Genomic DNA, 15180 nt, shown 5'->3' on the forward strand with positions numbered 1-15180 from the left:
GATTACTCCCCATCTAAATAAAACAACATCAGCCGGTCAATTAAAGATGAACCTTCTTCTTTCACCACATTTGAAACCTTTAAAGCAGATCCTTCAGGTTCATCATAGCGATGATAACTTTGATATTCTTCAGTTACCCACATGATACCATAATAAAAGAGAATCGTGCACCCAGTGAAAATGATAAATACCTTTAACGTCTGAAGAGCCACTTTAAGAAAAGAGACCATCACATTTCCCCCAATACTAATTTTCTATTAAAAGGTATGCCAAAATGGATAAAATTTATACCTATCTAGTTTTGAGATAAAAGAAAAAAAGTCTTTTTCAAATGAAAAAGACTTCTTATTCTATATTATTCTGTTTTTTCTTTATCAACACAGCGGTGGCATATACCATGAAATGTAAGACGATGGTCTTTTATTTTAAAGTTCCATCTGCTCTCAACAATGGCTTCTACATCTTCTAGTAAATCCTCCTGAATTTCATCCACAGCACCGCATTCAATACATACAAGATGATGGTGAAAATGGGCTGCACCTTCCTGACGAAGGTCATAACGAGAGACTCCATCACCAAAATTTATTTTATCAACTATTTTTAATTCCGTTAACAATTCCAATGTTCGATATACAGTTGCTAAACCAATCTCAGGCGATTTTTCTTTTACGAGGAGGTACACATCTTCCGCACTTAAATGATCCTCTTCATTTTCTAACAAAACTCGAACGGTCGCTTCACGCTGGGGAGTCAACTTATAACTCGCTGAATGCAACTGTTTCTTTATTCTTTCAATCCTAGTTTCCATCCTGAAGGCCCTCCCTCGCCACTGTTATTTTTCATTATAACAGATGAACAAAGAGATTCAAAATAAAATTATTATAAATAACTATTTATAATTAATGTAATATAATAATTACTTTAATGTAACTGATCCAATAATGCTTTTCATAAACCATGGGGACAAATAAGCCTCAATCCCAGAAGCTGCCGAAATAAATAGTACAGCTGCGATTAAAGTAATTATATAGCGTTTAAAAAACGGCATTATGGGTTGCGCATATTTCTTTAAAAATTGCCGCTTTATCATTCTTATAGAAAATATGACTGAGAATGCCGCCATCAATATAAATACAGGAATAATAATTAAATTCTGCGGAAGAATGGAAGCAAAAGCTAACATAAAGCCCTTCCATCCCATTTGACTGACTAGAAATCCTACAGTAAAACCTACAACCATTCCTTTTAGAAATAGAAGGATTAATATAATAGGGAGACCGATAATCGAAATTCCTAGTATCCACATTAAACCGATAAATTTACTATTATGAAAAAAACTTTGCAAAAATAAATCGTTATCGGCTGCTACCGTTCCATCGGAAACTTGACCAAAAAATTGTGATAAATAATAATATAAATCTTCTTTTTGCGTAATACTCATGCTATTAACGACAATAGCTCCAAAAATTACCCCCATTAAAAATAAGATAACAATAAATAAAAATATTGAGGAATTTTCACGAAAATAACTGGCGGCATCTGACTGGTACAATCGTTTTTTCATTTTTAATTTCCTCCTACTACATTGGGTCGGTTAATAAAGTGTATGCTAGTCTAGTTATTCTATGACCAAATTTTTTAATAGATTTCAATTTGAAAAGGTTTCTCTAATCATTGAAAAAACCCGGCAGCTGCTTGCTGCCGGGTTAGCTATTTTAATTAATCTAATCTGCAATTTTCCCATACTTGCCGCCTCCTCCGGCAGCAAGGTTTATCTTACCTTCTCTAGCTTTCATAATGAGGTCCGCAATTTTAATCGGAACCACTTCCGCTAAAGCCTCATAGGGAACCTCATGTAAAATGGCCATTTCACTGCCAAAATGATTGACCAGCTTTTCTAGAGCCCGAGGTCCTAAACCTGGAATGAACTCAAGCGGTACTTGGTGAACATAGGGCGGGCGCCCATGTGGATTGGTATCTGCCGTCTTTAGTTCAAGAATACGATCTGCTACCCCTTTAATAATTTTATCTTTTCCACAAAGTTTACATTGTTGATCGTCGTAGTTTAATGGGTTTAAACACTCCGCACATACAGTCTTATGATATTTGCCCAATAAAGGATCAAGTCCATAATTAGCAATAATATGGCGGTCATCTTCCCCTTTTAATGCCTTTTGCAATTCTAAAAATGTCGGCTCTTTCATAGCAATTACTTGATATTCACGAGCAATTTTTGCCAGCGAGTGCGCATCGGAATTGGTTACAAATGTATATCGGTGAAGTTCCCCTAATTGATCTGCCATATAAGTGTCTGAACTCAATCCCAGTTCAATCCCATCAATTAAATCTGGGTCTAACACCTCTGACAAAGACTTATTTACCCCTTTACCATATAAACTTTTGAATGGCGTAAAAACATGAGCTGGAATGAAAATCCCACCTAAGTCTTTAGCCTTTTTTTGTAATTCTAGACCAGTTACATATATTCGTTGAGAACTCAATTGAATATTTTTTAAATGACCAGAAAGCCAGGAAGAAAATTCACGCATAATGGTAAGATTAGGAAAATACACAAGCAAATGAATGGGACCATTGGATTGTTCATCATATATTTCTAATTCAGAACCGGGAATAACGGTTAGATCGCCAAAAATCAAACCCCCATCTGGATGTTCACTGATTTCCCCGCTTTGTATAAGACTTTCCATCTCCAAAATAACTTCGGGTGAATGACAGTCAATAATTCCCACCATATTTAGTCCCTTTTCATGCCTAGCATGTTCAATAATATTCGTAAACGTCAGTGATTTCGCACCTGTAATTTTAACCGGCTTACCTGTCCAAGTCCGGCCAATATGAATATGTAAATCAACATAGTAGCGGTTCATTTATGGTTCAACGCCTCTTGTAATTGTAAATACTGAACAGCAAAAATGGTTTTCGCATCAAAAATCTTTTGTTCTTTTATATATTCTTTCGCTTGTTCAAGCGTTATTTCTTCCAGGTTTACAAATTCGTCTTCATCAAGGCTTGCCGCATCCTCTTTTTTGGTTAGTCCTTTCGCTAAATACACATGGACGATTTCATCAGCAAATCCTGGGGATGTATAAAAAGAAGTTACAAGTTCCAAAGTCCTGCATTCATAACCCGTTTCTTCTTCTAATTCTCTTTTGGCACAGATTTCAGGTACTTCCCCTTTTTCGAGTTTACCAGCGGGAATCTCCACAATCGTTCTTTCTAATGCTTTCCGATATTGTTCAACCAAAACTATTCTTTTTTCGTCCGTAATGGCTATTACCGCAACAGCCCCCGGGTGTTTAATGATTTCACGCTTTGCCTGTTTTCCGTTTGGAAGCTCTACATCTTGTAAGTGCAGGCTGATAATTCTTCCCGAGAATACTTCTTCGCTTTTAATGGTTTTCTCTGTCAGATTGTCCATTACTGTCAACTCCTGTTCTATTCCGTAAAGATATACGCATACATTTTACCATACTTTAATTGGAGGAGTAGGGGCATGAAAATATATATCAATGAAGAAGGAATCACTCTTGTCGGCAAAGCCTGGGAAATCGTGCAAAAATTAAAGGAATATAACAAAGAGTATGAATTACTTACCGATTGGATTCAAGATATTGCGCCAAAAAAGTAGCTGTAATTTGTAGACTGCCCTTTTCTTTATTAAGATGATAGAGAAAGGACAGGAGGGATACTATTGAAAAAAAGGAAACTAGGTCATTCTGATTTGTTTGTTACCGAGTTGGGCCTCGGCTGTATGTCGATCGGCACGGAGGAGAAAACAGCCAGAAATATAATTGAGACCGCACTTGAAGAAGGAATTAATTATTTTGATACAGCCGATTTATATGATTTTGGTGAAAATGAAAGAATGGTTGGTGAGGCATTAAAATCGGTTCGGGAGCAAGTTATTCTGGCAACTAAGGTAGGAAACCGATGGAAATCGGATAAAACCGGCTGGACTTGGGATGCTTCTAAAGCCTATATTAAAGAAGGAGTAAAACAAAGCCTAAAGCGTCTCGGGACTGAATATATTGATTTATATCAACTTCATGGCGGAACGATTGAAGACCCTATTGATGAAACCATTGAAGCCTTTGAAGAATTAAAAGCAGAAGGATTTATTCGCTACTATGGTATTTCGTCCATTCGCCCAAATGTCATCCGTGAATATATCAATAAATCTAGTATCGTCAGCGTGATGATGCAATACAGTATTTTAGATCGGCGACCAGAAGAAGAAGCCTTACCACTTTTACATGAGCATGGTATCAGCGTCGTCACACGGGGACCGCTTGCTAAGGGACTTCTTAGCGAAAAACTTCTGAGCAAGGCATCTGAAAAAGGCTATCTGGATTACAGCTACCAAGAATTAAATGAAATTTTACCGCGATTAAAAGAAAGGCTTGCTGCCAATCGATCGTTTACAGAGGTCGCGCTTCAATATAATTTAGCAAACCCTGCAGTTGCTTCAGTAGTTGCTGGTGCGTCCAGCCCGGAACAGATTAGGAGTAATGTTGCGGCGGTAAGAAGTAAATCTTTGACAAATGAGGAAGTATCGTTCATAAGAGAGGTTACAAAACCAAATATTTATATGCAGCATAGATAAACAGGGGAGCTTAAGGCTCTCCTGTTTATTTAAATTCCTTCCAGTTCATACCACTCTCGTTTAGCAGTTCTTCAAATGATTTGTTCTTTTCTTTTAATCTTCGTTCTTCCCTTTTCTTTTGTTCTTCCTCTGCTTTTTTTCTATCTTCCTCTTCTTTTAATTGATCTTGCTGCTCTTTAAGCTGCTTCATTAAGTCTGGATGAATGAAATCCTTTAGCGTTACCGCTGTATCATCCTTTTTTGCTTTAGATTGGTTTGTCTGTCTTTTTTGTTTCTTCATTTTTAACTGCTCCTCCATAATCAAACTCTTCATCTATTATTATACCATTTCTTAAAAAGCTGATTATATAAAAACAGGCTGTATTAGACAGCCTATTATTTTATTCAATCTCTTTGATAATTCACTGCATTAGTTTGTTATACTTTTATTAATTTATTTTGGCTTTTTAACAAGTCTGTTGATTGGCGCTCCAGGCACTTCGCTTTCCGCGGGCGTGCAGGGGAGCCTCCTCGTCGCTTCGCTGAGGCCACTGAAAAAGTCTGTGAAATTTAATGCGAAACTAATTCCTGAAAATCCCATCCCCACTTCCAGTTTATAATTAGTGGTAAAATAGACTGAATTCCCCCACTTTGATATTGAAAAACGGTGAAATTTTGGGATTAGGTTTTTCGGAAATTTCATAATTAAACAGAAAAGAACTTTTTCAGTGCCCTCCGCCATAGCGCCGAGGAGGCTCCAGGACCTCCCCGCGGAAAGCGAGTGCCCGGAGCGGAAATCAACAGGCCCAAATTGTAAGGGCAATCAATAAATTGTGTAATTAGATACTGACAAAATAAAAAATTGCCGAGAAAAATACCCTTTCTCGACAATCTGAGGCTGTACCGGGCAGCCTGTTCTTACCATTAATAAGCATCTAATTTAATATTTTTATCAACGTGCAAGGTTGCTTCTGTTGAATTAACAATATCCTCAACTGTATATCCACTTGCCACTTCTACAAGTCTTAGGCCCGAATCGGTTACATCCATTACTGCTCGTTCGGTAATAATTCGGTTTACTACCCCTTTGCCAGTCAGTGGCAGTGTGCATTCCTTTAATATCTTTGATTCCCCTTTTTTATTGACATGCTCCATGATGACAACGATTTTCTGAGCGCCATGGACCAGATCCATAGCACCGCCCATTCCTTTTATCATTTTCCCAGGAATCATCCAGTTGGCCAAATCTCCATTTTCTGCCACTTCCATTCCACCTAGAATCGCTAAGTTAACATGTCCCCCGCGAATCATGGCAAATGATTCAGCACTATCAAAATATGCTGCCCCGCTGATGGCTGTTACGGTCTCTTTCCCTGCATTAATTAAATCAGGATCAACTTCTCCTTCACGGGGATATGGTCCGATACCGAGAAGACCATTTTCTGATTGCAAAACCACTTGCTTATTTGCTGTAATGTAGTTAGCAACGAGGGTCGGCATTCCGATTCCAAGGTTTACATAAAAGCCATTCTCTATTTCCTTCTCTGCTCTAATTGCGATTCTTTCTCTGACATTGGCTTTATCACTTGCCATAGATATTTACTCCCTTCCCTCGCTCTATTTTTTTACGGTTAATCTTTCTATCCGCTTTTCCTGTTTTCCTTCAATGATTGTCTGCACATAAATACTTGGTGTATGAATAAAATTAGGATCTAATTCACCGATTTCGTAAAGCGTTTCCACCTCTGCGATCGTTACTTTTCCAGCCGCAGCAATTATTGGATTAAAGTTTCTTGCTGTTTTGTGGTAAACGAGGTTTCCCATTTTATCGCCTTTCCATGCCCTTACGAGACTAAAATCAGCTGAGAGCGCTTCCTCTAATAGATATTTACGCCCCTTAAACACCTTCGTCTCTTTCCCTTCAGCGATTGGTGTACCTACCCCTGCTGGAGTATAAAAGGCTGGAATCCCGGCGCCGCCAGCTCGTATTTTTTCAGCCAATGTTCCTTGCGGGGTTAATTCTACTTCCAGCTCTCCTGTTAAAACCTGTCTCTCAAACTCTTTATTTTCTCCAACATAGGAGCCAATCATTTTTTTAATTTGTTTATTATTTAATAGCAGTCCCAATCCCCATTCATCGATGCCGCAATTATTTGAAATCACGGTTAAGTCCTTTACACCTTTTTCTGCTAACGCAAGAATTAAATTTTCTGGTATACCGCATAAACCAAATCCACCAACCATCAATGTTGCTCCATCCTGAATATCAGCAACTGCATCCTGGAAGGACGTGCAAATTTTCTTCATTCTTTTCTCGCTCCCCTTGAAATAATTGTTCACCACCAGCCACTTTCAACCTCTTGACCTTTATTAATTCTACTTTCAGTTAAAAAGCTCCTTTAATTTTGCAAACATTCAGTTAACTGTTGATTTTCAGAAAATTCATCCACTAAAATGAAAGTATGAACCATCGGGGGGGAAAATGATGTTTAATTTACCTAAAAAAGTGACGATTATCGAAGTAGGTCCGCGTGATGGACTGCAAAATGAAAAATTATGGGTACCAACTGAAATCAAAAAGAAATTTATTGCCGGTTTAAAGGATGCAGGTGTCCAGGAAATGGAGCTGACTTCGTTCGTTTCTGCAAAATGGGTACCTCAAATGGGAGATGCTGCAGAAATTACTATCGATTGTCTTGATGAAAAAACGAGAAACATCGTCCTTGCCCCTAATCGACGTGGAATTGAACGAGTATATTCGACCGATTGTCAAGCAGTCGCCGTGTTTGTTGGGGTCAGCAATAGTTTTAATTTGAAGAACATCAATAAAACCACCCGTGACAGTATGGCGGAATTAATCCCCCTTATACATGAATTAAAACAAAAGAATTTTTTTGTCCGTGCTTGTATTTCTACAGCCTTCTACTGTCCTTATGAAGGAAAAATCAAAGAAAAAGATACCTTAGAACTTTGCCGTGAATTCTTTTATGCAGGAGCCGATGAATTAAGTGTTGCCGATACGATTGGAATGGCCGCACCGCATGAATCCTATTCGCTATTTTCCCAATTAAAGGCAGAGTTTCCTAACATCCTTTTAACTGCCCATTTTCATGATACACGCAAGCTTGCCTTAGCTAATATTCTTGCTGCTCTACAGGCAGGAATTGATCGGTTTGATACTTCTGCCGGTGGATTAGGCGGCTGTCCGTTTGCACCGGGTGCTGCTGGTAATGCTGCTACAGAAGACGTGGTTTACATGCTCGAACGTATGGGGATTACAACAGGAATTGACCTTAGTAAATTAATCGCAGCGATTGAAATTGTCATTCCTTATCTATCAAGAAAAATTGAAACCGGCTATTATCGCCTTCATACGCAGACGGTTTAGATTCCTTTCTTGTGAATAATCAGCCTTGTCTTCAACCATCTTAATATTGAGAACATCAAGAAGAAGGGAGATTATTTATGAGCCAGAAACGTGAAAAGGGAAACAGCCAAAGCGGGAAAAACTATGCGGACACTGCAGGCGGCGGCAAACGGATGATTGCTGCTGAAGAAGTCGAAAAAGCCATCCACCCAACAAAAAGACAAAACTCAGAGCAATAAGAAAAGCGGAAGCGCCTTGGTCAGCCCCGACAAGCATAAGACGCTCCCAAAAGGAAGGCGCTTTTTGCCTTCATTTTGGGAGTGGCTGTAGACCATCGAGGGGCTAGGCGCTGGAGCTAGACATAGAGAAAAGCGGAAGCGCCTTGAACAGGGGCTTACCCGAGCCCCTAGGCGCTGGAGCTGGACATAAAGAAAAGCGCAAGCGCCTTGTTACCAAAGCCGCTCATTGGTGTTAGCGGCTTTTTTTATGTTAAAATTTATTTTACCAGGTTATGGGCACTCAGATTTGCTATACATATTTATTTATTACCTAGATCATATGGGAGGTGCCAATATGAAGAAGGCATTTCGGGCTTTGTTTATTTTATTATTTTTCTGGCTATTTCTCGGTTTATTTTTTACAAACCGTTTGATGTATATGAAAAAGAAGGACGAAGAATTAATTTTAAAGCGGGAAAAAGAAGCGGGCAGGTATAATCCTGAGGAATTTGAGTCTCTCCCCAAGCGGGATGTGAATATTCCCTCACCTTTTGGTTATTCCATTAAAGCACTCCTTGTGGAACCACACCAAACCAATAGGTATGTGATTATTTCTCATGGTGTGACGGAAACGAAAATTAACTCGATTAAATATGCAAACCTTTTCTTAGCCCGTGGATTTAATACACTTATTTACGATCACCGCCGGCACGGAGAGTCTGGTGGAAAAACAACTAGTTTTGGTCACTATGAAAAATTTGATTTAAAAACCGTTGTCGATTGGTTAAAAACGGAGAAAGGTCCAGATTTAGAACTTGGGATTCACGGTGAATCAATGGGTGCGGCAACCATGCTTTTATATGCCGGACTTCTAGAAGACGGAGCTGATTTTTACATTGCAGATTGTCCATTTTCCGATTTCAAGGAGCAGCTCGCCTATTTAATCAAAAAAGACTTTAAGCTCATCCCTGGTTTGCTACTGCCTATTGGTGATACCTTTTTACGCCTGCGTGATAAATATTCGATCCGACATGTTTCTCCGATTTCGGTGATTGAAAATATTAAAAATCCTATATTGTTTATCCATAGTAAAAAAGATGATTATATCTTACCTTCCATGTCAAAGGATTTATTTGAGCAAAAAAAAGGTCCAAAAATGCTTTATATCGCCGAGAACGGACGTCATGCCCAGTCTTTTAATGAAAACCGCGCCGATTATGAACGAGCCATTGATGAATTTTTGCAAAAATATGTGGACCACGCCCTACCAAGTTAAAATAATTGGATTATTGGTTGCATTTCTTTTTGATTCCATTTATTCTCAAATTAAAGTTGGATTTTTTTAAGGGGTGTTTAATATGTCAAAGGTTCAAATCAAAGTCAATGATAATGGTTCATTAAGAATTACTGGTGATGTGGAATTACTTGATGGGGAAGGCAATGTGTATACAACTAAGCCATCCTTCTCCCTCTGTCGCTGCGGTCTGTCTAATAATAAACCGTTTTGCGATGGCTCTCATAAAGGTAAATTTGACTCACAGGTGAGAGCTCCTAAAGAAGAGTAATAAACGGGCGGCTTATCTCTTAAGCCGCTCTTTATTTTTATCTATCGTTTAACCGAATGTCGATAATTTCTGCAATCGGTATTCTGTGTACTTCTTCAAAGTGGTCGATAACATGAAGCTTTTGCGTTAATTCATCCCAATAATGGATTTTTCCAATGACCATTTCATATTTATGATGTTGATAATAAGTGATCGTAACAAACTGGTTAAACTCTATGGCTTCAGATATCGTCTCGTTCATAAGCTCGAGCTGCTGCTCATCCATTTCTTTTTTCTGTTCGTATTGATCTTCTTTTACCCAATCCCTAAGTATCTTTACGTGTTCAGGAAGCATCATGGACGTCCACTTGATCTTTCCGCGATCACGAATCATACGCATTTCCTTCTTTCATTACATTTTATGTCCCCCAACTAGTGTGGCTCGGTGTTTAGCGGTTCCGCCAGCCGTATAAGAAACAGCCCGGAGCAGGGAAGAGGATCCAAAACGCCTGCGAATCGAATCCACCACATAGCCCAGTTCCCGCCTTTTGGACGCACCCATGTCAAACAAATCAAGCTGCAGTTCCCGGTCGTCGATGATATTGCTAATGGCAACTGAAATTTGTCTTACTGTTTTTCCACTATAATGTTCCTGAAACAATTCAAGGCAGACACGGTAAAGCTCCATGGTTACATTCGTCGGCTGTCTGATGGTTCGGGAACGATGGAAACCGCCGCCAAATTCATCTTGACTATAGCCCACTCCGAGACTAATGGTTCTCCCCGCCTTTCGATGCGTTCGTGTTCTTCTTGCTACCTCTTCACATATTTCTAACATAACAGCCTTAATCTCTTTCTCCTCTTTATAATCTCTTAATAAAATTTGACTCTTCCCAAAACTGATTTGTCCCTGAATAATAGGGGCTCCTAATTCAGATAGGTCCACTCCCCAGGCATGATAATATAGCTGGTTTCCCATAATCCCAAACTTATTTTCCAGCTTTTCTAAATCATAGCGGGCCAGCTGCCCGACCGTGAAAATGCCCATACTATTTAATGTTTTTTCGACACGCCTGCCAATTCCCCACATTTCTCGAAGCGGTGAGACGTTCCAAAGTTTGGTCTGAACATCTTCATATGTCCATTCACCTACCCCTTTTTTCTTGGCATCAAGATCAAGGCAAAGCTTTGCCATTAACATATTAGGACCAATTCCAATCGCACATGGCAGCTGAAATTCCCGCTCAATATCGTTTTTTATTTTTTCCGCAATCGTAAAAGCATCCCCCCATAAATGAGAAGCACCATCCACTTTAATAAAGCTTTCGTCGACACTATAGACATGGATGGCCTCCTTTGGAACATAGCGGTTAAATACCCGGGTAATTTCAGTTGAAATCCGTAAATAAGTAGCCATTTTCGGCTCGACAATTTTAATCTTGGGGTCATCCGGAATTTCAAACATGCGTGAACCCGTTTTAATGCCGAATTCCTTTTTTAGGCGCGGTGAAGCCGCAAGGACGATACTGCCCTGCCTCTTTTTCTCGCCCACAACAGCTAAATAACAACTTAAAGGGTCAAGACCTTCCATAACAGCGGAACAGCTTGCATAAAAACTCTTCATGTCTACACATAAAATTTTATTTTTCGGCATTGCGCTGTAATCAATCATGACTTTCCCCCACCGTTTAAATATAGAACATCTGTTCTTTAGTCTATTCATATTTTAAGCGAATATGCGTTCGTATTCAATGGGAATTTTTTGAGCGGTTTCCAGCGGACAAAACGATTATAATGAGAATGAGGTGTCATGCATGGAGAAAAAACTAGTGGTCAAAATGATCAATAATTGTTTTAAGCAATATTATGAAACAGATGCTATCCCGATTAGCGAACAAGAATTAGTACACTTAATAAATCGGATTCTTAAATGGAAAGAGGACGAGCCGGCGGCGGATTTGTATGAGATTGTCAATGATGTGATTTATGAATATTTGACCAATTAAAAAAACCTCTTTAAAAAGAGGCTTCTTAATTGATTTTGGAACGATGTTGATTGGAGCGGAAGGGGCTCGACTCCTGCGGGAGTAAGGGGCAGGGGAGACCCCACAGGCGCCATTAGCGCCGAAGGAGGCTCCCCGGCACGCCCGCGGGTTTGCTGAGCGCCTGGAGCGGAAATCAACATCCCGATTTAACAGAGGCTTTATATTAAGATAAAATTTCACGGATGTCTTCTTCGGTTAAAAGGGAAGTGTCTTTTTCAGTAGAAGAATCAATAATCTCTTCAATCAGGTTGCGCTTTTTATCTTGAAGCTCGCTGATTTTTTCTTCGATTGTCCCGCGAGTAACCAGTTTAATCACTTGAACGATATTTTTTTGACCAATGCGGTGTGCCCGGTCTGCTGCTTGGTCCTCAACGGCAGGATTCCACCAAATATCATAGAGGATCACTGTATCGGCTCCTGTCAAATTAAGCCCTGTTCCACCCGCTTTCAACGATATTAAGAAAAAGTCACGTTCCCCTTGATTAAAGCGATGGCAGATCTCCACTCTTTCTTGAGCAGGAGTTTGACCATCCAGATAGAAAAAAGGGAGTCCCATCATGCCTAAATTTCTCCCTATTAACTCAAGCATTTTGGTAAACTGTGAAAAAATGAGGACTCTACGCCCGGAAAGTCTGGACTCTTCCACAATTTTAAGGAGCATTTCGAATTTTGCAGAACTTCCTTTGTACCCGTCAACAAAAAGGCTAGGATGACAGCAAATCTGCCGCAACCGGGTTAAACCTGCAAGAATTTTGATCCGATTTTTCCTGATAGTTTCCTTATCCAGATGCTTTAACGTATCCTCCCTTAATTTTGCTAAATAGGCTGCGTACAGTTTTTTTTGATCAGGAAGAAGCTCTGCCACTTCCAGTGATTCTAATTTATTAGGAAGTTCAGAAACGACATCCTCTTTCATTCTGCGCAACAGAAAGGGGCGTATCCTACGAGCAATCTTCTTCCTGGTGAGATAGCTGAATTCTTTCAATCCCTTAAATAATTCAGGGAAGACCACATGGTAAATCGACCACAATTCTTCCGGTGAATTTTCCACTGGTGTACCGGTAAGGGCAAAACGATAATTAGCTTTTAGCTTTTTCACACTTCTTGCCGTTTGCGTCATCGGGTTTTTAAAGGCCTGGGCCTCATCAAAAAAGATAGTATGAAAGGATTGTTTCTCATACCACTGAATATCCCGCCGCAGCAACGGATAAGAACTGATAAGAACGTCCATTTCCATCGCTTCCCTCTGGATTTTGTGCCGTTCCCGCTGATTGCCGTCCACCACGACTGCACGAATCTCCGGTGCAAACTTCATGATTTCATTTAACCAATTATAGGATAAAGAGGATGGACAAACGATTAGAACCGGCTGTTTTCGATTACGAATAGCGGTAAGCTCCGATAAAATAAAAGTAATGCTTTGCAAGGTTTTACCAAGCCCCATATCATCGGCTAGTATTCCGCCAAAACCGTAATAGGCCAGCGTCTTCATCCACCGGTAGCCATGTTTTTGATAGTCACGAAGGATAGCATCCAAACTCACTGGCACCTCAAAACTTAAACGTTCTGGGCTGCTAAGTGTTTCGAGAAACTGGCGAAATGATTCCTCCGTCCTAAACACTCGACTGTCATCCAGAGTATCAAGCAAGGAAAGTCCGTTTAAAATAGAAACCTTGTAGATGTTTTCAAGCTCATCCTTTTGGACCGGAACTTCTTTTAAAAAACGCTGAATTTCTTCAAACTCTCTAACCTCTAACGAAAGAAGACTCCCGCTCCTCAGGCGATAAAACTTTCGTTTCTCTTCTAGAGCCATTAAGACGTCTTTAATTTCCTGCTGGGAAATACCATTCAGCTCAAATTTAAATTCAAGCCAATTGGTTCGTTCTTTTTTAAAATTCACCTTTAGTATAGGGTGGGAAGTTCCTCTAAAAATTCGATTTCTGATAGCCGTCGTAGCATAAATTTGCACGAGTTTTTGAAGCTTCGGGACAACATGGTAAAGAAATTCATATTCCAATTCCTCGTTGTGTAAGAAATAACCGCTTTCCGTCTTTATAAAGGAACTTCCCTCTATCAAATCAATAATTTGTTTTTCCTTTTCTTCATCTCTAATCATCCGTACGCCTGCAGAAACAGGGTTGTCTTCGACAGGGTTAATGACCACATTGTCATAATGAAACTCAAGTCCAGCAAGTAAACGATTTTTTACCCGATCCAGGTACAATTTAGCTGTCAGTGGTGTTTGTATCAATTTTTTGGCTAATGAAGGAGACAAATGAACATGACCTAATCTCTTCAATCCCGGCTCAACCTTTTCGAAAAAAAGTTCTATTTGCTCTTGAGGAATGAATAGTTGATTTGTCCCCGAAGCATCAAGCAACTGTTTTATTTCTGCTAAATGGCGAAAATCATTCGTATTTAAGTTAATGATTTTACCGTCAGTTAATACGGAACCATAGACATCTAAAACAACCATACGAGACAGCCCTTTTACCTTTAACCAATAGCCATTAGAATTGTCCTCCAAAAATTCAAATTTTAGAGGTGGAAGTTCCTCCGTTACCTGCAGACGATCAAAGATACTACCGCCATATTCAATCTTTACGAGCGGTGCCTTTAATAATAAGGGCTGCAGCTGCTTCCAAGACGACGGGGGAATTAGCAGCAGACTCTTGCCATTCAGGGGGGAAGAGTCTGCGCGATCATGGGTGAATAGAATAAGCTGTTGAATGACGAGGTCAGCGCCTGGTTGGAAACAATGAAGGCTGGGATCGAACAGAAAAGTGCTAGATACTCGGCTGGAATGGCCATGTTGAATCCCTTCCAAAAACCCCATGATATTATTCACTTTTGTTTGATCAATCCACAACTCCATTCCAAGCGAAGAATGTCCATGTTTTTCATCGATAACTTTAACAATAAATTCCAAATCAAGAACAGCCCTATTTTCGAAATAGTGTTGATGACGGCTGGGACGACTTGGTTTATTTTGAAAGATATTCAGCATATCCGCAGCTAGGGCACCCCGATTAGCAGCCTCAGTACCAATAGGACTGGTTCCACTCGACTGAAAATCATAGATGGCCACTAAAACAGCCGCAATATGTTGGCAATCCTTTTGAAAAGAAACAAGTTTAGGGCAGCTGCAATGGGAGTGGAAACGCTCATGGTTTCCCTTTTCAATCACCACATGAAAATTCTCTGTTCCCGAGACCTCTGCTTTATATCGTTCAGGTCCAAATTGTTGGAAAGTCACTTTATTTGAGCGAAAAAATGCCTCACCTTTTTTAAAGGAGACCGTTCCGCACAATTCTTTAATGATTTTTTGATTTACTTTGATACTCAAAACCTTGACTCCTCCTAAAGGCAGTTCAACGAACTAAGGAATTAGTCCATTATATCA

Annotated in this window: 18 protein-coding genes; 7 read left to right on the forward strand and 11 right to left on the reverse strand. The window is 39.7% G+C overall.

Translation table 11 applies throughout. The features are described from left to right. Window positions 1–2: 2 nt before the first annotated feature. The 5 genes from JOC76_RS04615 to JOC76_RS04635 all read right to left on the reverse strand — a co-directional run bounded on the left by JOC76_RS04615 (window position 3) and on the right by JOC76_RS04635 (window position 3439). A complete protein-coding gene (locus JOC76_RS04615) occupies window positions 3–230 on the reverse strand; it encodes a YqzK family protein (protein WP_205176422.1) in 228 nt (75 codons plus the stop codon). A gap of 125 nt (window positions 231–355) precedes the next feature. Beyond that, the gene (fur, locus tag JOC76_RS04620; RefSeq protein ID WP_205176423.1) at window positions 356–808 is read right to left on the reverse strand and encodes a ferric iron uptake transcriptional regulator; all 453 of its coding nucleotides are present in this window, start codon (window positions 806–808) and stop codon (window positions 356–358) included. 108 nt (window positions 809–916) lie between these two features. Beyond that, complete coding sequence (spoIIM, locus tag JOC76_RS04625; protein WP_205176424.1) at window positions 917–1564, reverse strand: stage II sporulation protein M; 648 nt, start codon at window positions 1562–1564, stop codon at window positions 917–919. Between the two features lie 160 nt (window positions 1565–1724). Next, a complete protein-coding gene (locus JOC76_RS04630; protein WP_205176425.1) occupies window positions 1725–2888 on the reverse strand; it encodes an endonuclease Q family protein in 1164 nt (387 codons plus the stop codon). Beyond that, window positions 2885–3439 (reverse strand): NUDIX domain-containing protein, encoded by a 555-nt coding sequence (locus tag JOC76_RS04635; protein WP_205176426.1) that lies wholly within the window; start codon window positions 3437–3439, stop codon window positions 2885–2887. The genes JOC76_RS04630 and JOC76_RS04635 overlap by 4 nt, the downstream gene beginning before the upstream one ends. Window positions 3440–3514: 75 nt before the next feature. On the opposite strand from JOC76_RS04635, the gene mciZ reads away from it, so the two are divergent. Together mciZ and JOC76_RS04645 are read left to right on the forward strand one after the other, a co-directional pair. Further along, window positions 3515–3649, forward strand: coding sequence for a Z-ring formation inhibitor MciZ (gene mciZ / locus JOC76_RS04640; RefSeq protein WP_205176427.1), 135 nt, complete (start codon window positions 3515–3517; stop codon window positions 3647–3649). Between the two features lie 63 nt (window positions 3650–3712). Further along, window positions 3713–4624, forward strand: coding sequence for an aldo/keto reductase (locus JOC76_RS04645; RefSeq protein ID WP_205176428.1), 912 nt, complete (start codon window positions 3713–3715; stop codon window positions 4622–4624). Between the two features lie 25 nt (window positions 4625–4649). On the opposite strand, the gene JOC76_RS04650 is transcribed toward JOC76_RS04645, so the two are convergent. From JOC76_RS04650 to JOC76_RS04660, 3 genes are all read right to left on the reverse strand, one after another. Next, complete coding sequence (locus tag JOC76_RS04650) at window positions 4650–4904, reverse strand: YqkE family protein (protein ID WP_205176429.1); 255 nt, start codon at window positions 4902–4904, stop codon at window positions 4650–4652. 623 nt (window positions 4905–5527) lie between these two features. Further along, complete coding sequence (locus JOC76_RS04655) at window positions 5528–6196, reverse strand: CoA transferase subunit B (protein WP_205176430.1); 669 nt, start codon at window positions 6194–6196, stop codon at window positions 5528–5530. 24 nt (window positions 6197–6220) lie between these two features. Beyond that, on the reverse strand, window positions 6221–6910 hold the full coding sequence (locus tag JOC76_RS04660; protein WP_205176431.1) for a CoA transferase subunit A: 690 nt from the start codon (window positions 6908–6910) through the stop codon (window positions 6221–6223). A gap of 175 nt (window positions 6911–7085) precedes the next feature. Here JOC76_RS04660 and JOC76_RS04665 point away from each other — a divergent pair, with 175 nt between their 5' ends. From JOC76_RS04665 to JOC76_RS04680, 4 genes are all read left to right on the forward strand, one after another. Continuing rightward, entirely contained in the window at window positions 7086–7991 is a 906-nt protein-coding gene (locus JOC76_RS04665) for a hydroxymethylglutaryl-CoA lyase (RefSeq protein ID WP_205176432.1), read from the forward strand. A gap of 77 nt (window positions 7992–8068) precedes the next feature. Further along, window positions 8069–8209 carry a hypothetical protein gene (locus JOC76_RS04670; RefSeq protein ID WP_205176433.1) on the forward strand — a complete coding sequence of 47 codons (141 nt, stop codon included), beginning with the start codon at window positions 8069–8071 and terminating at the stop codon, window positions 8207–8209. Between the two features lie 334 nt (window positions 8210–8543). Continuing rightward, window positions 8544–9464 (forward strand): alpha/beta hydrolase, encoded by a 921-nt coding sequence (locus tag JOC76_RS04675; protein ID WP_205176434.1) that lies wholly within the window; start codon window positions 8544–8546, stop codon window positions 9462–9464. Between the two features lie 82 nt (window positions 9465–9546). Next, a complete protein-coding gene (locus tag JOC76_RS04680) occupies window positions 9547–9753 on the forward strand; it encodes a CDGSH iron-sulfur domain-containing protein (RefSeq protein WP_205176435.1) in 207 nt (68 codons plus the stop codon). Window positions 9754–9790: 37 nt separating this feature from the next. On the opposite strand, the gene JOC76_RS04685 is transcribed toward JOC76_RS04680, so the two are convergent. Both JOC76_RS04685 and JOC76_RS04690 read right to left on the reverse strand, forming a co-directional pair. Continuing rightward, a complete protein-coding gene (locus tag JOC76_RS04685; protein ID WP_205176436.1) occupies window positions 9791–10126 on the reverse strand; it encodes a YolD-like family protein in 336 nt (111 codons plus the stop codon). Window positions 10127–10144: 18 nt separating this feature from the next. Then, on the reverse strand, window positions 10145–11404 hold the full coding sequence (locus tag JOC76_RS04690) for a Y-family DNA polymerase (protein WP_205176437.1): 1260 nt from the start codon (window positions 11402–11404) through the stop codon (window positions 10145–10147). A 142-nt stretch (window positions 11405–11546) separates the two neighbouring features. Between JOC76_RS04690 and JOC76_RS04695 the strand changes: the two genes are divergently transcribed. Continuing rightward, a complete protein-coding gene (locus JOC76_RS04695) occupies window positions 11547–11738 on the forward strand; it encodes a YqzH family protein (RefSeq protein WP_205176438.1) in 192 nt (63 codons plus the stop codon). Between the two features lie 202 nt (window positions 11739–11940). Here the strand turns inward: JOC76_RS04695 and JOC76_RS04700 are convergent, their stop codons facing one another. After that, a complete protein-coding gene (locus JOC76_RS04700) occupies window positions 11941–15123 on the reverse strand; it encodes a DEAD/DEAH box helicase (RefSeq protein ID WP_205176439.1) in 3183 nt (1060 codons plus the stop codon). Window positions 15124–15180 lie beyond the last annotated feature (57 nt).

Source organism: Neobacillus cucumis, assembly GCF_016908975.1.
In the GTDB taxonomy this organism is placed as follows: domain Bacteria; phylum Bacillota; class Bacilli; order Bacillales; family Cytobacillaceae; genus Neobacillus; species Neobacillus cucumis.